Annotated in this window: 17 protein-coding genes and 1 tRNA gene; 8 read left to right on the top strand and 10 right to left on the bottom strand. The window is 59.3% G+C overall.

Going from position 1 to position 17006, the window contains the following annotated elements; translation table 11 throughout:
- Positions 1–7: 7 nt before the first annotated feature.
- The 7 genes from QVF59_RS08335 to QVF59_RS08305 all read right to left on the bottom strand — a co-directional run bounded on the left by QVF59_RS08335 (position 8) and on the right by QVF59_RS08305 (position 8536).
- Positions 8–823 carry an ABC transporter permease gene (locus QVF59_RS08335; RefSeq protein ID WP_287878827.1) on the bottom strand — a complete coding sequence of 272 codons (816 nt, stop codon included), beginning with the start codon at positions 821–823 and terminating at the stop codon, positions 8–10.
- On the bottom strand, positions 813–1769 hold the full coding sequence (locus QVF59_RS08330) for an ABC transporter permease (protein WP_287878825.1): 957 nt from the start codon (positions 1767–1769) through the stop codon (positions 813–815). The genes QVF59_RS08335 and QVF59_RS08330 overlap by 11 nt, the downstream gene beginning before the upstream one ends.
- Before the next feature lie 10 nt (positions 1770–1779).
- Positions 1780–2796, bottom strand: a complete 1017-nt coding sequence (locus tag QVF59_RS08325) for an ABC transporter ATP-binding protein (protein ID WP_287878823.1) — start codon at positions 2794–2796, stop codon at positions 1780–1782.
- A 60-nt stretch (positions 2797–2856) separates the two neighbouring features.
- Positions 2857–4011, bottom strand: a complete 1155-nt coding sequence (locus QVF59_RS08320; protein WP_089082721.1) for an ABC transporter substrate-binding protein — start codon at positions 4009–4011, stop codon at positions 2857–2859.
- Positions 4012–4277: 266 nt separating this feature from the next.
- A complete protein-coding gene (locus tag QVF59_RS08315) occupies positions 4278–5210 on the bottom strand; it encodes a LysR family transcriptional regulator (protein ID WP_287878821.1) in 933 nt (310 codons plus the stop codon).
- A 99-nt stretch (positions 5211–5309) separates the two neighbouring features.
- Positions 5310–5385, bottom strand: a tRNA-Asn gene (locus tag QVF59_RS08310).
- Positions 5386–5470: 85 nt separating this feature from the next.
- Positions 5471–8536, bottom strand: a complete 3066-nt coding sequence (locus tag QVF59_RS08305; RefSeq protein WP_287878820.1) for an Rne/Rng family ribonuclease — start codon at positions 8534–8536, stop codon at positions 5471–5473.
- A 519-nt stretch (positions 8537–9055) separates the two neighbouring features.
- On the opposite strand from QVF59_RS08305, the gene QVF59_RS08300 reads away from it, so the two are divergent.
- The 8 genes from QVF59_RS08300 (at position 9056) to QVF59_RS08265 (ending at position 15077) form a co-directional block, all read left to right on the top strand.
- Entirely contained in the window at positions 9056–9991 is a 936-nt protein-coding gene (locus QVF59_RS08300; RefSeq protein WP_287878819.1) for an RluA family pseudouridine synthase, read from the top strand.
- Positions 9991–10650, top strand: coding sequence for an HAD-IA family hydrolase (locus QVF59_RS08295; RefSeq protein WP_287878817.1), 660 nt, complete (start codon positions 9991–9993; stop codon positions 10648–10650). The genes QVF59_RS08300 and QVF59_RS08295 overlap by 1 nt, the downstream gene beginning before the upstream one ends.
- Positions 10626–10985, top strand: a complete 360-nt coding sequence (locus QVF59_RS08290) for a Rieske (2Fe-2S) protein (RefSeq protein ID WP_159878457.1) — start codon at positions 10626–10628, stop codon at positions 10983–10985. The genes QVF59_RS08295 and QVF59_RS08290 overlap by 25 nt, the downstream gene beginning before the upstream one ends.
- A gap of 41 nt (positions 10986–11026) precedes the next feature.
- Positions 11027–11965 (top strand): S49 family peptidase, encoded by a 939-nt coding sequence (locus QVF59_RS08285; protein ID WP_287878816.1) that lies wholly within the window; start codon positions 11027–11029, stop codon positions 11963–11965.
- 27 nt (positions 11966–11992) lie between these two features.
- Positions 11993–12829: a flagellar motor protein MotD gene (gene motD, locus QVF59_RS08280; RefSeq protein WP_159878461.1), complete on the top strand. Its 837-nt coding sequence runs from the start codon at positions 11993–11995 to the stop codon at positions 12827–12829.
- A gap of 28 nt (positions 12830–12857) precedes the next feature.
- On the top strand, positions 12858–13448 hold the full coding sequence (locus QVF59_RS08275; protein WP_159878463.1) for a malonic semialdehyde reductase: 591 nt from the start codon (positions 12858–12860) through the stop codon (positions 13446–13448).
- Between the two features lie 104 nt (positions 13449–13552).
- Positions 13553–14593, top strand: a complete 1041-nt coding sequence (locus QVF59_RS08270) for a quinone-dependent dihydroorotate dehydrogenase (protein WP_287878799.1) — start codon at positions 13553–13555, stop codon at positions 14591–14593.
- Positions 14594–14609: 16 nt separating this feature from the next.
- Entirely contained in the window at positions 14610–15077 is a 468-nt protein-coding gene (locus tag QVF59_RS08265; protein WP_159878467.1) for an outer membrane lipoprotein, read from the top strand.
- A gap of 67 nt (positions 15078–15144) precedes the next feature.
- Here the strand turns inward: QVF59_RS08265 and QVF59_RS08260 are convergent, their stop codons facing one another.
- Genes QVF59_RS08260 through fur form a run of 3 tightly spaced genes read right to left on the bottom strand, consistent with a single transcriptional unit; the run spans position 15145 to position 16992 of the window.
- A complete protein-coding gene (locus QVF59_RS08260; protein ID WP_287878796.1) occupies positions 15145–15876 on the bottom strand; it encodes an arginyltransferase in 732 nt (243 codons plus the stop codon).
- Positions 15863–16525 carry a leucyl/phenylalanyl-tRNA--protein transferase gene (aat, locus tag QVF59_RS08255; protein ID WP_287878794.1) on the bottom strand — a complete coding sequence of 221 codons (663 nt, stop codon included), beginning with the start codon at positions 16523–16525 and terminating at the stop codon, positions 15863–15865. Before aat ends, QVF59_RS08260 begins: the two co-directional genes overlap by 14 nt.
- A 38-nt stretch (positions 16526–16563) precedes the next feature.
- Positions 16564–16992, bottom strand: coding sequence for a ferric iron uptake transcriptional regulator (gene fur, locus QVF59_RS08250; RefSeq protein ID WP_159878473.1), 429 nt, complete (start codon positions 16990–16992; stop codon positions 16564–16566).
- Positions 16993–17006 lie beyond the last annotated feature (14 nt).

The following is a 17006-nucleotide window of genomic DNA, read 5'->3' as shown; positions in this document are numbered from 1 at the left end:
TCGTCGTCTATTTGCCGCTGCCGGCAATGTCTTCCGTGCCACGGGTCAGGGTATAAGCAGCCAGAATGGGCAGTGCTGTCATCAGCATCACGCACAGGGCCACCACATTGGTAATGGGTACATCGCGCGGCCGGGTAAGCTGGTTCAGCATCCAGATGGGCAGCGTCACTTCATTGCCGGCGGTAAAGGTGGTGACGATGATCTCGTCAAAACTCAAGGCAAAGGCCAGCATGCCACCCGCCAGCAGCGCGGTGGCAATCTGCGGCAGGATGACGTAGCGAAAGCTCTGCCACATGTCGGCCCCAAGGTCTTGCGAGGCCTCCAGCAAACTGGTGCTGATACGGCGAAAGCGTGCAATCACGTTGTTGTACACCACCACCACGCAGAAGGTGGCGTGGCCGATGGCGATGGTCCAGAAACCCGGCGTGATATCCGCCAGCCGGAAGGCCGACAGCAAGGCAATGCCGGTGATGATGCCGGGCAGTGCAATCGGCAGGATCAACATCATGGTGATGGCGTCCTTGCCCAGAAAGTCGCGCCGGTACAGCGCCGCAGCGGCCAGTGTGCCCAGCAGCAGCGCCAGCACCGTAGCCAGTGCCGCCAGCCGTAAGGACAGGCCGATGGCGGCCAGCACATCATCGCGGGCAAAGGCAGCGGCAAACCAGCCCAGGGTGAAGCCCTGGGGCGGAAAGCTGTAACCCGAACTTTCTGCATTGAAGGCATACAGCACGATCACGGCAATGGGCAAAAACAGGAAACCAATGCTGCCAAAGGCCAGCAGGCGCAGCCACCACGGGGCGCGGTCGGATTGATCAGAGTGCATCGAACGCTCCCAGTTTGCGGGCACCCAGCAGGTACAGGCCGATGATGCACACCGGCACCACGGTAAAGGCGGCGGCCAGCGGCATATTGCCGATGGAACCCTGCATGGTGTACACCATCGAGCCAATGAACAGGCCGGAAGGGCCAATCAGCTGCGGGATGATGTAATCGCCCAAGGTCAATGAAAACGTGAAGATGGAACCGGCCACCACTCCAGGGAAAGCCAGCGGCAGAATCACATGGCGGAAGGTTTGTGCACCGCTGGCACCCAGATCGCTACTGGCCTGCAGCAGATTGGCCGGTACCCGCTCCAGTGCCGCCTGGATGGGCAGGATCATGAAAGGCAGCCAGATATAGGTGAACACGGTAAAGCGCCCCAGATTGGACGTGGTCAGCGAATTCCCCCCGATCAGCGGCAGTGTCATCAGCCAGTCGACAATGCCCTGCAAGCCCAGCGACTGATAGGCCCAGTACACGATGCCGCCCTTGGCCAGCAACACTGTCCAGGCATACACCTTGACGATATAGCTGGCCCACATTGGCAGCATCACTGCCACATAAAAGAAGCCCTTCTGCCAGCCACGGGCATAGCGCACCATGTAATAGGCCAGCGGGAAAGCCAGCACTGCCGAGGCCAGCGACACCAGCGTGGCCATGCTGAGGGTGCGCAACACGACGTCCAGATTGGCCGGCGACAGCAGCTGCCGGTAGTTTTCCAGCGTCAGTTCCCGGCTGACCGACATGGTGAAGTCGTCAAAAGTGAACACGCTTTGAGCCAGCAAGGTACACAGCGAACCCAGATATACCAACACAAACCACAGCAGTGGTAGCGCCAGCAGCAACAGCAGTTGCAGACTGGGGTGACGATAGAGGGTGATGCCCAGGCGTATCAGCAATCCCTGCCGGGCAGGCGCAATCTGCCCCTGGGGCAGCGAAGCAGTCATCATCTTGTCCTCCTCAACCGGCCAAGGTATGCATGGCCTGTGCCGGCAGCCATACCGTAAGGGCCTGGCCCGGTGTCAGCGCCAGCGTGGCAGCAGCATCGTCATTGGGCAGCACCATGCTGATGATGCGTTCCGGGCCGGCTTCCAGCTCGTAGCGGCTGACCGCGCCCAGATACTGCACATCCAGCAGACGGGTAGGCAGGCGGATGCCATCACCATCCTGACCATCCTGCACCGGGCGGATGCGCTCCGGCCGCACGGCAAATGCCTGCTGCTGGCCAGTCAGGCTGGCGGCCCAGCCGGCATCGAACACATTGGAGGTACCGACAAAGTCGGCCACAAAAGCGGTGGCCGGACGGGTGTAGAGTTCCTGCGGGGCAGCAATCTGTTCGATGCGTCCCTTGTTGAACACCGCCACCCGGTCCGACATCGACAGTGCCTCGCCCTGATCATGGGTGACATAGATGAAGGTAATACCCAGCTTGCGCTGCAGGGCTTTCAGCTCGGTCTGCATCTGTTCGCGCAGTTTCAGGTCCAGCGCGCCCAGCGGTTCATCCAGCAGCAGGACACGCGGCTGCAAGATCAGCGCCCGGGCCAGTGCCACGCGCTGGCGCTGGCCACCGGACAAGGCCGACGGGCGGCGGCTGCCATACTGCCCCAGCTTGACCATCTCCAGCATGGCTTCGGCACGGCGATGACGCTCGGCACGGGCCACACCCTTGATCATCAGCCCGTAGGCCACATTGTCCAGCACGCTCATGTGCGGAAACAGCGCGTAGTCCTGGAACACGGTGTTGACGTCGCGCAGATTGGGCGGCAGGCCGGCGGCTTCACGGCCGAAAATCTGGATGGAGCCACTGCTGGGCTGCTCGAAACCGGCAATCAGCCGCAGACTGGTGGTTTTGCCGGAACCAGACGGCCCCAGCATGGAAAAGAATTCGCCCTCGGCAATGGCAAGGTCGATCTGGTCCACCGCGCGCACGGCATCGTAATGGCGGCTGACCTGTTGAAAACGGACGGCAAGGCTCATGAACAAAGCTCCCGGCTGCCCACCGGTACCACACCGGCAGGCAGCATGTTCTGCATACGGTCAGCGACCGCCCATGATGGCAATGTAATCGGCAGTCCAGCGGCTGTAGGGTACACAGCTACCCTGGCTGCACTTGGCCACCGGTGTACGCCAGAAGCGGATCTGGCCGAAGCGGTCAAAACCGTTGCTCTGGCAGAAATTGCTGCCGCCAGGGGCCTTGGTCTTGCAGGCGTCCGCCACCACCGGATTGGAACCAAACCATTCGGCCAGTGCGGATTGCAGATTCTTGTTGAGCGACCATTCCATCCACTTGTATGCACAAACCGGGTGCTGGGCCTGGGCATGCAGCATGGTGGTATCGGCCCAGCCGGTGGCCCCTTCTTGCGGAATGGTGCCGGCCACCGGGAATTTCTCTGCTTGCAGGGTGTTGATGGTGTAACCCCAGGCACTGGAAACCGCCACGCCTTCTTTCTTGAAGTCGTTCATCTGTACCGTGACATCGTGCCAGTAACGATGGGTCAGGCCCTTTTGCTGGCGCAGCAGTTGCAGCACGGCAGCGTACTGGGCCTCGTTCAGTTCATACGGGTCCTTGATGCCCAGCTTGGGGTTCTTGTGCATCAGGTAAAGCGCAGCGTCGGCAATATAGATGGCACCGTCGTAAGCTTGCACCCGGCCCTTGTTGGGCTTGCCGTCCGGCAGATTGCCCGGCTCAAACACCACCGACCAGCTACTAGGCGCTTTGGGAAAGATCTTGCTGTTGTACATCAGGAAGTTGGCCCCCCACTGGTAGGGCACACCATAGGGCTTGCCGGCCACGGTGAACCAGTTGCCGTTCTTCACGCGCGGGTCCAGCGTCTTCCAGCTGGGAATCAGGGCCGGATTGATTTCCTGCACCTTCTTGCCATAGATCAGCCGCAGCGAGGCATCACCGGATGCCGTCACCAGGTCGTAATTGGGCGAATTCATCAGCGACACCATTTCATCCGAGGTGGCGGCGGTCTTGACGTTCACCTGGCAACCGGTAGCTTTTTCAAAGCCGGTCACCCAATCGTAATTCTTGTCGCTCTGGCCACGTTCGATATAGCCGGGCCAGGCAATGATATTGAGCTTGCCTTCCGGCTTGCCCAGGCTGGTCAGCGGTGCGGCCAGCACGGCAGGGGCAATCAGGCTGGAACTGACCAAGGCGGCGGTCAGGCGAATCAGGCTGCTTTGCATCACGTTTCTCCTTCTCCAAGGACTGCGCATTGTGCGTCTGGGAATGTGTGAGCCGATTCTAGGCAGTGTTCGCCACCGCCCCTAGCCAGTGTGGCCAATGACAGCACTTGGAAAAACAGATAGCTCATGCCAGAGGCAGGCAAATGGGAATAACGCAGACCGTAGAAACTACACCAGACCTCCGTGCAGACCAGGTGTACCACATGACATTGGGTAATTTATCGAAAATTCCGATCAGTAATACGCGATTATCTTTTAAACAGATATCAGGAGAAGGTCTGTTTGTGGCTGCGACTGTACTCTCTGGCCAAGGTAAGGAAGTTATGGGTGTTGTCAGAAACCTGCATGCCGCGCCGCCATACCACCCCGACTTCCAGCGTCGGCGTTGCCTCCTGCAAGGGCAGCACCTCCAGCCTATCCCCCTCCAGCGACCAGGGGCGATACAGCACATCCGGCATGATGGCCAGCCCGGCACCAGTCGCCACCAGGCTACGCATGGCCTCGACCGAAGCGGTTCGCACCGCCAGCTGCGGCTTGCGGCCAATCTGCCGCCATAGCGCGGTAGCCACGTCTTCCAGTTCGTCCAGCTTCAGCGCCACCAACGGCTGGTCGGCCAGATCTGACAGCGTCACCACACCACCATCCAGCAGGCGATGACCGGAAGGCAGCCACAGGCGATAGCTGGATTGTTGCAACACCTCGGTATGCAAGGCCTGACGGTTCTGCACATTGGAAACAATGAGGACCGCAGCATCCAGTTCGCCATTGACCAGCAGGTGTTCGATATAGTCGCGCTGATCCTCCACCACCCGCACTTCCACTTGCGGGAAGGTGCTGCGAAACCGCTCCAGCAGATAGGGCAGAAAGTAACCGCATACCAGGCTGGTTACGCCGATATTGAGCTGGCCGGTGACGGCATCCGGTCGGGTAGACAGGGCTTCGCGGGCATGGCGCACCGAGGCCAGAATCTGGTGGGCGTGGCGCAGAAACTGATAACCGGCATGGGTCAGGCTCATGCCACGGGCGTGACGGGTAAACAACAGCACCCCCAGATCATCCTCCAGCGCGCGAATGGCCTCAGTCACCACTGATTGCGAGACATTCAGATCCTGTACGGCACGAGAAATGGATTCCATCTCGGCCACGGCAACAAAATAGCGCACGTTTTTCAGCGTGATCGACACCCCAACCCCTTTCAACTACCAGTCCTTGTTATCTGGCAGATTGTGCCCGAGCGCAGCCAGGACGGACAGCACAATGCAAAAAGCCCAGTCATTGCTGACTGGGCTTCAAATGCTTGGCTCCCCGAGCAGGGCTCGAACCTGCGACCTGCGGATTAACAGTCCGTCGCTCTACCAACTGAGCTATCAGGGAATCGCCTAAAGAGAAAGCTATTTTATAAATAGCTGAGCAAATCGTCAAGCCCCTGCAAGTGTTTTTTGCAGGGGCAATTCAAGCATCAGTTGTTGCGGGTTTCCACTTGCTTCAGCTCAACGGCCACATGCTGCTCTTCCGTCTGACGTACCACGTCGCGACGGCGCGGGCCAGCCTGCACTTCCACTTGCGGAACCTCCACTTCGGAGACAGCCTTGGTTGCCACCATGACCAGACCACCCAGATCTGCCGGCAATGCGGCTTCTGCCTGCGCCTGTACCGGTACGTGTACCTGAGCTTCTACGACAGCAGCCTGCTCAACCACCACCTCGGTCACGGCAGCGGCTACCACTTCCGCCTGAACCGGCACCTCGGCAACGGCAGCCACTTTGGCGATTACCGCCTCGCTTGCTTCTACCTTGGTTTCCACCACGGTGCTTACCTGCTCCAGCGGTGCCACCACTTCGGCAAGTTCTACTACCGGGCTGACAGCAACGGCTTCGATCTGCACTTCCGGCGCAACCTCTGCCACTACTTCCACGGCAGCCAGAGCCACATCAGCAACCGCGGCTGCAATTGGTGCGGAAACCGTTTCGGCAAGCGCAACCGGGGCAGCTTCAGGCTGCGGTGCAGCTTCTACTACGACCACTTGCGGGGCTGCAGTTTCTACCACGGCTACCGGCTCTACCGCAGCAGGAGCAACGACTTCAGCAGCTGCTGCAACGGCAGCCAGAGCAGCACCAGCGACCGCAACATCAGTGGCTACTTCACCAGTGGCTTCATTGCGGTTTTCCGCTGCCGGGGCAGCGCTATCGCCTTCTACATTGTCACGGCGACGGTCACGACGGCCACGACGACGACGACCACGTTCGCCACGCTCTTGTTGCTCGGCAGACTCGGCGGCAGCTTCCACGCCTTCGGCACCATTCAGGTTCAGTTCTTCCTGAGCAGCAGCCAGCGGCTTGTCAGCCTCGTTGCGCTCGGGCTGTTGACGACGGCGGGACGGCTTTTCAGCAGCTTGCGGTGCCGATTGTTCAGCACGCTCTTCAGCCTGCGGGCGAGCGCTCTGCTCGCGTGTGTCCCGGTTTTCACGCGGCTCGCGTTCACGGCGCTGACGCGGTTCGCGTTGTGGCTGTTCGCTGCGCTCCGGGCGCTCCGGGCGCTCGGCACGTTCCTGGCGCTCTACACGCTCCGGACGTTCCTGCCGGTCACCACGCTCACCACGTTGTGACTGACGACGGCCATCCTGGCGCTCACCATCGGCACGTGCTTCGGTCGGACGCTTGCCGGCCTCTTCACCCTGACGGCGATCGTGATGATCACGGCGTGCCTGGCTGCCCGGACGACGTTCGTTGTTACGCTGGCGATTGCCATTGCGCTGACCTTCGCGCTGGCCGGCGGCTGCCGGTTTTTTCTTTTCGGTTTCCTGCGGTGCAGCTTCCGGCTCGGCAAACAGGCTCTTGACCCAGCCAAAGAAACGGCTGACCACGCCCTGTTCGGCCACCACCGGTGCTGCTGCAGCTACAGGCTGAGTGGATACCGGAGCCGGCTGTTGCGGGGTAATGCCCTTGACCGCGGCTTCCAGACGTTCGGCCTTGGGTTTTTCCTGGCCAAAGTTGGTGATGATGTCTTCTTCCTGCACTTCCACGCGCAGATAGCTCGGGCCATCGCCCAGTTCGGCCAGATCGTCGTGACGAATGCGAGCGATCTTGTAATGCGGGGTTTCCAGATGGATGTTCGGAATCAGCACCACATCCACATCCAGACGCTCTTCGATGGAGTGGATTTCGGCACGCTTCTCGTTCAGCAGGAAGGTAGCCACATCAACCGGCACCTGTGCGTGTACCGCACCGGTGTTTTCCTTCATCGCCTCTTCCTGGATGATGCGCAGGATGTGCAGGGCGGAGGATTCGGTACCACGGATGAAGCCGATGCCATGGCAACGCGGGCAAGGCTCGTGGCTGGTTTCACCCAGCGACGGCTGCAGACGCTGACGCGACAGTTCCAGCAGGCCAAAGCGGGACAGCTTGCCCATTTGCACGCGAGCACGGTCGTGCTTCAGTACATCGCGCAGCTTGTTTTCCACTTCACGCTGGTTTTTCGGGTTTTCCATGTCGATGAAGTCGATCACGATCAGACCGCCCAAGTCGCGCAGACGCAGCTGGCGGGCGATTTCTTCGGCGGCTTCAACGTTGGTGCGCAGTGCGGTTTCCTCGATGTCGGCACCCTTGGTGGAGCGGGCGGAGTTGACGTCGATGGATACCAGCGCTTCGGTGTGGTCGATCACGATGGCACCACCGGACGGCAGCTGTACGCTACGCGAGAAGGCGGTTTCGATCTGGTGTTCGATCTGGAAGCGGGAGAACAGCGGTACGTGATCCTTGTACAGCTTCACGCGATGCACCATGTTCGGCATCACGTGGCTCATGAACTGGCGGGCCTGTTCGTAGATTTCGTCGGTGTCGATCAGGATTTCGCCGATATCCGGATGGTAGTAGTCACGGATGGCGCGAATCACCAGGCTGCCTTCCTGCAGAATCAGGAAAGGCGCGCTTTGCGAGCCGGCCGCGCCTTCAATGGCACGCCACAGCTGCATCAGGTAACCCATGTCCCATTGCAGTTCTTCCAGATTGCGACCGATACCGGCAGTACGGGCAATCAGGCTCATGCCATTGGGCACTTCCAGTTGGGAGAGCAGGTCTTTCAGTTCCTGACGCTCTTCACCCTCGATGCGGCGGGATACGCCACCACCACGCGGGTTGTTGGGCATCAGTACCAGATAGCGGCCAGCCAGGCTGATATAGGTGGTAAGGGCTGCGCCCTTGTTGCCACGCTCGTCCTTTTCCACCTGGACAACCACTTCCATGCCTTCACGCAGCACGTCCTGAATGCGCGGACGGCCACCGTCATAGCCCTGGAAATAGGAACGGGAGACTTCCTTGAACGGCAGGAAGCCATGGCGTTCGGTACCGTAATCAACAAAGCAGGCTTCAAGGGAAGGCTCGATACGGGTGATGATACCCTTGTAGATATTCCCCTTGCGCTGTTCCTTGCCAACGGTTTCGATATCGAGGTCGACCAGCTTTTGCCCGTCGACGATGGCAACGCGCAGCTCTTCAGCCTGCGTTGCATTAAACAACATGCGTTTCATAAACGTTCCCTGCGCGGCACTCACGCAAGGGATGCAGCCAGTATTTGACGGCCCAGAGGCTATTGATGGGCGCTTTCCGAAAGAAGTGTTGGTATAAAGATCATTACAACCGAGATATCAAGCCTACTTCCTGACTAAATTCACACGTGCCCGGGGGTTTGAGCGCATTAGCGCATCGGAAATTTTCTCCCAGCCCGCCATCGCGGGCGAGCTGGACAAACTGGAGGGCTGCGTGCCGGGTCAAACTTTGCTGCAAGATCTCCTGACTGGCTCTGCATCAGGAAATGGAATACTCGTGAGTGCGTTATGCGACTAAATGCATTACCATCGCTGCTTTTTGGTGAGCGAGTTAACCTTGGCTGCGGCCGGTTGACGCGGCATCAGGTCAGGGTCAACACCCTGCCGGCCGGTTCACTTTCCCGCAGCAGCATCACGCGGCAATACTGCCTGTGACCATGGCTTTCCGGAACGCTGTCATCGCACTGAAATGTGCGGTCGAGCGCACGAAGTATAAGCAATATGACTGACATTCGCAAAGACTCCGTCACGTTTCTTGACGTAGACGAGGGAGATTCCGGCCAACGGCTGGACAACTTTCTGGTGCGCATTCTGAAAGGCGTACCAAAAAGCCATATTTATCGCATTCTGCGCTCGGGCGAAGTGCGGGTGAACAAGGGCCGCAGCGACGCGTCTTACCGCATCCAGGCGGGCGATACAATCCGCATTCCACCCATACGCGTGGCCGAGCGCCCAGTCAACGATGTGCCGCCCGGCAGCTTTCCGGTGGTATACGAAGACAATGCCCTGCTGGTGATCGACAAGCCAGCCGGTGTGGCCGTGCATGGCGGCAGCGGCGTGTCCTTCGGCGTGATCGAACAACTGCGCAAGGCGCACCCGGACTGGAAATATCTGGAACTGGTACACCGACTGGACCGGGAAACCTCCGGCCTGCTGATGCTGGCCAAAAAACGCTCCGCACTGGTAAAGCTGCACGACATGATGCGTGCCAATGTACCGGACAAACGCTATCTGGCGCTGGGTCTGGGCTCGTGGGACCCGAGCAATAAGAGCGTCAAGCTGCCCTTGTTCAAATTCCACACCGCCGATGGCGAGCGCCGTGTCAAGGTGGCCGAGGGCGACGATGGCCAGTTTGCCCACACCAATTTCAGCGTGGTGGAGCGCTTTGCCGACTTCACCCTGGTGGAAGCCCATTTGCGCACTGGCCGTACCCACCAGATCCGCGTGCATATGCAAGCCAGTGGCTGCCCGATTGCCGGCGACGAAAAATACGGCGACTTTGCCTTTAATAAAGAATTGGCCAAACGCGGCCTGAAACGCATGTTCCTGCACGCGCGCAGCCTGACCCTGCCCCACCCGCTGACTGGCGAGATACTGAAACTGGAAGCACCGCTACCAGCCGAACTGGAAGGCTTTCTGAAGAAACTGAGAAGCTGATGGCACGCGTTTACGACCTGCTGGTTTTTGACTGGGATGGCACGCTGATGGACTCTACCGCGCACATCACCCACTCTATCCAGAATGCCTGCCGCGAACTGGGCCTGCCGGTCCCTGACCGCCAGGCCGCCAGTCATGTCATCGGCCTGCGGCTGGATCAGGCCCTGCACATGGCCTGCCCCGGCCTTGACGACACACAGCACAAAGCCCTCACCGAGAGCTTTATCCGTCTTTACCGCAGCAGTGACGATGGCGTGACGCTGTTTGATGGTGTGCGCGAAGGCCTGCATACGCTGCGCGAACGCGGTGTGTTCATGGCAGTAGCTACCGGCAACAGCCGTATCGGCCTTAATCGCCTGCTGGCCGAAACCGGCCTGGGGCCGCTATTTGACGCCACCCGCACCGTGGACGAATGCCATTCCAAACCGCACCCAGCCATGCTGCAGGAAATCAGCGACGAACTGGGCGTGGAACTGGCCCGCACAGTGATGATTGGCGACACCAGCCACGACCTGAACATGGCACTGAATGCCCGCGCCCATGGCGTGGGCGTGAGCTATGGCGCACACGACGTGGGGCTGCTGCAAGACTGCCAGCCACAAACCATCGTCCACAGTTTTGCGGAGTTGCAGCAATGGCTGCTGGCACGGCTAGATTGATCTGCGACAGCGCCGCCCTGGTGGACAGCGGCCGCGCAGTGCGCTTTGAAATCACAAGCAGGGATGGCAAGCCGCAATCTGCCATCGCCCTGCGCTATCAGGGCCGGGTTTACGGCTATGTCAATGCCTGCCGGCACATCCCGATTGAGCTAGACCTGGAAGATGGCAATATATTTGACCTGTCCGGCCAGTATCTGGTGTGCAGCATGCACGGCGCGCTCTACCTGCCCAACAATGGACGCTGCGTTGGCGGCCCCTGTCGCGGTCAACATCTGCAGGCCCTGCCATTGGTCGAAGCTGATGGCAAGGTATGGCTGAATGTCATGCCAGACTGAATTTTGTTAGACTGCCGACATCCGCAATCAGGGCAACTGCAATGAACGATACTCCAAACTGGGAACGTCAACTGGTGGAAAAACTGGCCATGGCTGCCGTGGTGGAACAACGCCGCACCCGCCGCTGGAAAATCTTCTTCCGCCTGGTGTGGCTGGGCATCATCGCGGCACTGCTGACCACCATCTTCCTGCGCAATGAGGACAAATCGGCGGATGCACTCACCGGCAGCGGCCATACCGCCGTTATCAGCCTGGATGGCGTGATCGACAGCGAAAACAATACCGCCGAAAAACTGAGCGCCGCCCTGGAAGACGCCTACAACGACCGCGGCACGCGCGGCATCATCATCGAGGCCAACAGCCCCGGCGGCAGCCCGGTACTGTCCGGCATGGCCTATGACGAAATCCGCCGCCAGAAAAAGCTGCATCCGGCAATCCCGGTATACGTGACCGTGCAGGAAGTCTGCGCCTCCGGCTGCTATTACATTGCCGCCGCGGCTGACAAAATCTTCGTCGACAAGGCCAGCATCATCGGCTCCATTGGCGTGTTGTCCGACGGCTTCGGCTTTACCGGCCTGATGGACAAGCTGGGCGTGGAGCGTCGCCTGAAAACCGCTGGCGAGAACAAGGCCATGGGCGACCCCTTCTCCCCGGTTAATCCGAAACAGGACGCTATCCGCCAGCAATTGCTGGATGACATCCACCAGCAATTTATCAAGGCCGTCAGGGATGGCCGTGGCAGCCGGCTTAAAAACGACCCGCAGTTGTTCTCTGGCATGGTGTGGATTGGTGAAAAAGGCATTCCGCTTGGGCTGGCTGATGGCCTGGGCAACACCCGCTCGGTAGCCCGCGATGTGATCAAGGCAGAAAAGACGGTGGACTACACCCAGCAGGACGACCTGTCCAGCCGCGTGGCGCGCAAGATCGGCGTGGAATTTGCCGGCGGCGTACGCAGCCTGTTCAATACCCGCCTGTTCTGACCACCCCACACCGCCACGGAGCATAAAATGGCACGCAGAAGACGTCGACAGGAAGAAGAGCACGAAAACCACGAACGCTGGCTGGTTTCCTACGCCGACTTCATCACCCTGCTGTTTGCCTTTTTCGTGGTGATGTACGCCATCTCCTCGGTCAACGAAGGCAAATACCGGGTGCTGTCCTCAGCCATTGTCGACGCATTCCGCAGTGGTTCAACAATCAATATCCAGACCACTCCGCCTACCGGCGGTGCCAATACCATGATAGAGATTCCCGATACCAAGCCGATTGCCAAGGCGGTAAAGGGGGATCATCACATTGAACCCACGACCAAGCTGGGCTCGCTGGCAGCCGACATGGCCAAGGTGATGGATCCGCTGGTCAAGGGGGGTCAAGTCAACATTACCCAAAGTCCCAAGGGCATTACCGTGGACATTCGCGACACCGCCCTCTTCCCGGTAGGCCAGGCAGCGCCCAACGACCAATCGCGCCAGATCATGTCCAGCATGGCAGCCCTGCTGTCCAAGGTGAACAACCAGATCCGAGTGGAAGGCTTTACCGACAATGTACCGATCAAGACCTCCATCTATCCCTCCAACTGGGAACTGTCCGCGGCTCGTGCCGGCAGCGTAGTTCGGTTATTCCAGGAAAACGGTATCAATCCGGCACGGCTGGTGGCCGTAGGCCGTGGCGAGAACCTGCCGGTGGCAGACAATGCCACACCGGATGGTCGCGCCACCAACCGCCGTGTATCAATCACGGTGCTGGCCGAAGACCAGAACGAGGCAGAAGTGCTGCCATCCCAACCCTCCACCACACCAACCCCTGCTCCCGCCCAGGCAGCGGCGGTGCCTGCCGGCAAATAGCCCGCAACAAACAATACAGGACATCCTCATGAATACCCCGTTACCGGCAGCCGCACTGGCTCAACTGTTTCACAACGCCCGCACCCACAGCCACTGGCAGCAGCGTGACATCAGCGATGAAACTCTGCACCAGCTGTTTGATCTGCTCAAGCTTTGCCCCACCAGTGCCAATGCCTCCCCTGCACGCTTTGTATTCCTCAAGAGCAACGAGGCCAAGGCGCAGCTGCGCCCCTTCCTGATGGAAGGCAACGTGGAAAAAACCCTCAGCGCACCAGTATGCGTGATCGTGGCACAAGACATGCAGTTCTACGAACACCTGCCACAGCTGTACCCGCACGCTGATGCCAGGAGCTGGTTCGAAGGCAACGCCGCTGCCATCGAAACCACGGCATCACGCAATAGCAGCTTGCAAGGTGCCTACCTCATCATGGCCGCCCGCGCACTGGGGCTGGACTGCGGTCCGATGTCCGGTTTTGACAATGCCGGCGTGGATGCATCCTTCTTTCCCGATGGCCGCTTCCGCTCCAACTTCCTGATCAATCTGGGTTATGGCGACGTGGAAAAACTGCACCCGCGCTCGCCGCGTTTCGACTTTGCCGACGCCTGCCAGATACGCTGAGCAGCCTGTCGCCGGTCGGTGCCCCTCTCCGAACCGACCGGCAAAACTTCGGTTAGGGCGCGTGCACGGTTATACTAGCAGGCATATTCACTCCGGAGATACCGATGCTCTACCCCCTTCTGCGCCCTCTGCTGTTCAGATTTGACGCAGAAACCGCCCACGAACACACCCTGCATCTGCTGGACAAGGCACATCAGTTGCGCCTGCTGTCCCTGGCAGCCCCCGCAGCCACGCGTGCGCCAGTCAAGGCCATGGGCCTGACCTTTCCCAATGCGGTGGGCCTGGCGGCAGGGCTGGATAAAAACGGCGATCATATCGATGCGCTGGCGGCATTGGGCTTTGGTTTTCTGGAAATCGGCACCATCACGCCACGCCCACAGGACGGCAACCCCAAGCCACGCCTGTTCCGTGTACCTGAACATCAGGGCATCATCAACCGCATGGGTTTCAACAACCGTGGCGTTGATGTGCTGCTGGACAATGTGCGCAACTGCCACTTCAACGGCGTACTGGGCATCAATATCGGCAAGAATGCCGTTACCCCGATAGAAAATGCGGTAGACGACTACCTGATCTGCCTGGACAAGGTGTATGCCTATGCCAGCTATATCACGGTCAACATTTCCTCACCCAACACCAAAAACCTGCGCCAGCTGCAACAGGGTGACGAACTGTCCCGCCTGCTGTCCGCCCTGAAAAACCGACAGCAGCAACTGGCCGATCAGCATGGCCGCTATGTCCCGCTGGCAGTGAAGATTGCCCCGGATCTCGACGATGAACAGATTGCCGACATTGCCCGCCTGCTGACCATCAACAAGATTGATGGCGTGATCGCCACCAATACCACGCTGTCCCGTGTTGAAATTGCCGGCCATCCCCTGCAGGATGAAACTGGCGGCCTGTCAGGTGCTCCGGTACGGGAGCGCTCAACGGCGCTGATCCGCAAGCTGGCCCGCGAGCTGGATGGCAGCCTGCCCATCATCGGCGTAGGCGGCATTTTCAGCGGAGAAGATGCGGTAGAAAAACTCCAAGCAGGTGCCACACTGGTACAGCTGTACAGCGGCCTGATCTATCAAGGCCCGCCGCTGATTTCCCAGTGCAGCCAGGCCATTGCGCAGTACTTGCAGCAACAAACCCGAAACTGATTTCAAGGAGCCCATCATGTTCTACAAGATGACTCGCCTGGCCTTGCTGGGCAGCTTGTCACTCGGCCTTCTGGCCGGCTGTGCCACTTCCGACTCGGCTGCGGTCTACTCTCAAGGCCAGATGCGCAGGGCGCAAACAGTTGAACTCGGAACTGTGGTTTCTGTAAACAATGTCAAGATGGAAGGCAAAAACAACGAACTGCTGACCTTGGGTGGTGCCGCATTAGGTGGCCTGGCAGGTAGCGAACTGGGCGGCGGCCGCGGCTCCATTGCCGGTGGCATCGTTGGCGCATTGGCTGGCGGTTTTGGTACGCAGGCAGCCCAACGCAGCATGGGTACCAAGAATGCGCTGGAAGTCACCGTGAAGCTTGATGGCAGCGGACGCATGATTTCCATCGTACAGGATGCAGATATCCCGCTGGCTGCAGGTCAGCGGGTGCGAGTACTGACCGGCAGCGGTGACGATCGCGTCGTACCCTTCTGATTGCCGATTACAGGCACTGCAAACCAAACAGGCTGACCATGGTCAGCCTGTTTGGCAGTTATCCCCTTCAGGGCATTACAGCCATCGTCACCCAACGCCCGTCACGTAAACACTCCAGCGGTCGATACTGCGACTTGTAGGCCATCTTGCGGCAATCAGCAATCCAGTAACCCAGATACAGATAAGGCAGTTCCCACACTCGCGCCAGCTCAATCTGCCACATTACGTTGAATACGCCGTAGCCAGCTTGGGCATCATCCGAGTCGTAGAAGGTGTATACCGCAGACAGCCCATCGGACAAGCGGTCGATCAGGCTGACCATTTTCAGCTCGCCCGCCAGACGGAACTCCGCCAGCACGCTCTCCACACCGCTCTTCAGGATGAACTCCGAATACTGCTGCACATTGTCCTCGGCCATACCGCCACCAGCATGGCGCGATTGTTGATAGCGGTGATAGAGCTGGTAATGGTCTTCGCAGAACTCCAGTGGCAGCAGCCTGACTTCCATTTGCTGTAGACGTTTCCAGCTGCGACGCTGGCTCCGATTAGGCTGAAAATCGGCTACCGGCAGCCTGACCGGCACGCAAGCCTGGCAACTGTCACAGTAAGGACGATAGGTATACAGACCGCTGCGGCGAAAACCCAGCTTGACCAACTGGCTATACACCGCCGCGTCGATGGCCTCAGCCGGAATGGCTACCTGCGACCGCGCCTGGCGATCGTCCAGATAGCTACATGGGTAGGGTGCAGTCGCGTAAAAATGAATAGCAACCGCCGATGGGGCATCACGATGGCTCATTGTCGAAGTGATAGATCCACATACTGTCCGCCTGGGGTTCAAGCGTACTCTGCTTCAGCTTAGCAAGAAATAAGGTTCTTGGAATCAGTGTCGCGCCCAGGCTTTCCAGATGTGGGGTATGCATCTGGCAGTCGATCATCCGCACACCTTGCCCGGCCAAGTGGCGAGCCATGTGGACAAAGGCAATCTTGGAGGCATCCGTGCGGTGCGAAAACATTGATTCTCCATAGAACATCCTCCCCAAACCAACGCCGTACAAGCCACCGGCAAGCTCGCCATCCATCCATACTTCAAACGAATGGGCGATGCCCAGCACATGCAACCTGCAATAGGCCTCAACCATGGGGGGAATGATCCAGGTCCCGGCCGCGCCATCGCGCGGGGCGGCACAGGCTTCAATCACCTGCCGGAAAGCGGTATCTACGGTGACACGGAAGGGGCGGTTGCGCAGCACCTTGTCCAGCGAGCGCCGGACGTGCAGCTGTTCGGGAAACAGCACCATGCGCCGGGAAGGTGACCACCACAGGATGGGCTCGCCCTCGGAAAACCAGGGGAAGATGCCCTGGGTGTAAGCCTGCAGCAGGCGGGCAGGCGACAGGTCGCCGCCCGCGGCCAGCAGGCCATCCGGCTCGGCCAGTGCAGTACGCACCGGAGGAAAAACCAATTCTTGGCCAAGCCAGGGAATCATTATTTACTGCCGGACTTGCCCTGGCATTCGACACATTCGCCATACAGGTACAGCGCGTGTTCGGCAATGCGGAAACCATGCTGCTCAGCGATACGATCCTGCAGTGCTTCGATTTCCGGGTCGAAGAACTCCATTACGCTGCCACACTTCACACATACCATGTGGTCGTGATGGCCGCCCTGGTTCAGTTCGTATACCGCCTTACCGGACTCGAAATGGTGGCGCACCAGAATGCCCGCCTGTTCGAACTGGGTGAGCACGCGGTAAATGGTGGCCAGACCGATATCGATATTTTCGGCCAGCAGTTTGCGGTAGACATCTTCGGCAGACATGTGGCGGTCTTCTGTCATCTCGAACAGGTCAAGAATTTTCAGACGTGGACCGGTAGCCTTCAGGCCGATATCTTTAAGGTGACTGGCTTTGCTCATCGTGATATAAATTG

Origin of the sequence: Aquitalea sp. (assembly GCF_030150775.1) — a bacterium.
GTDB classification, from domain to species: Bacteria; Pseudomonadota; Gammaproteobacteria; order Burkholderiales; family Chromobacteriaceae; genus Aquitalea; species Aquitalea denitrificans.
Note: the sequence above shows the minus strand (reverse complement) of the source record. Positions and strands in the feature narration are given on the sequence as shown.

Coding starts and splice junctions, on each gene's coding strand:
- QVF59_RS08335 (WP_287878827.1), bottom strand. CDS start 823: ATGCACTCTGATCAATCCGACCGCGCCCCGTGGTGGCTGCGCCTGCTG.
- QVF59_RS08330 (WP_287878825.1), bottom strand. CDS start 1,769: ATGATGACTGCTTCGCTGCCCCAGGGGCAGATTGCGCCTGCCCGGCAG.
- QVF59_RS08325 (WP_287878823.1), bottom strand. CDS start 2,796: ATGAGCCTTGCCGTCCGTTTTCAACAGGTCAGCCGCCATTACGATGCC.
- QVF59_RS08320 (WP_089082721.1), bottom strand. CDS start 4,011: ATGCAAAGCAGCCTGATTCGCCTGACCGCCGCCTTGGTCAGTTCCAGC.
- QVF59_RS08305 (WP_287878820.1), bottom strand. CDS start 8,536: ATGAAACGCATGTTGTTTAATGCAACGCAGGCTGAAGAGCTGCGCGTT.
- QVF59_RS08300 (WP_287878819.1), top strand. CDS start 9,056: ATGACTGACATTCGCAAAGACTCCGTCACGTTTCTTGACGTAGACGAG.
- QVF59_RS08295 (WP_287878817.1), top strand. CDS start 9,991: ATGGCACGCGTTTACGACCTGCTGGTTTTTGACTGGGATGGCACGCTG.
- QVF59_RS08290 (WP_159878457.1), top strand. CDS start 10,626: ATGGCTGCTGGCACGGCTAGATTGATCTGCGACAGCGCCGCCCTGGTG.
- QVF59_RS08285 (WP_287878816.1), top strand. CDS start 11,027: ATGAACGATACTCCAAACTGGGAACGTCAACTGGTGGAAAAACTGGCC.
- motD (WP_159878461.1), top strand. CDS start 11,993: ATGGCACGCAGAAGACGTCGACAGGAAGAAGAGCACGAAAACCACGAA.
- QVF59_RS08275 (WP_159878463.1), top strand. CDS start 12,858: ATGAATACCCCGTTACCGGCAGCCGCACTGGCTCAACTGTTTCACAAC.
- QVF59_RS08270 (WP_287878799.1), top strand. CDS start 13,553: ATGCTCTACCCCCTTCTGCGCCCTCTGCTGTTCAGATTTGACGCAGAA.
- QVF59_RS08265 (WP_159878467.1), top strand. CDS start 14,610: ATGTTCTACAAGATGACTCGCCTGGCCTTGCTGGGCAGCTTGTCACTC.
- QVF59_RS08260 (WP_287878796.1), bottom strand. CDS start 15,876: ATGAGCCATCGTGATGCCCCATCGGCGGTTGCTATTCATTTTTACGCG.
- fur (WP_159878473.1), bottom strand. CDS start 16,992: ATGAGCAAAGCCAGTCACCTTAAAGATATCGGCCTGAAGGCTACCGGT.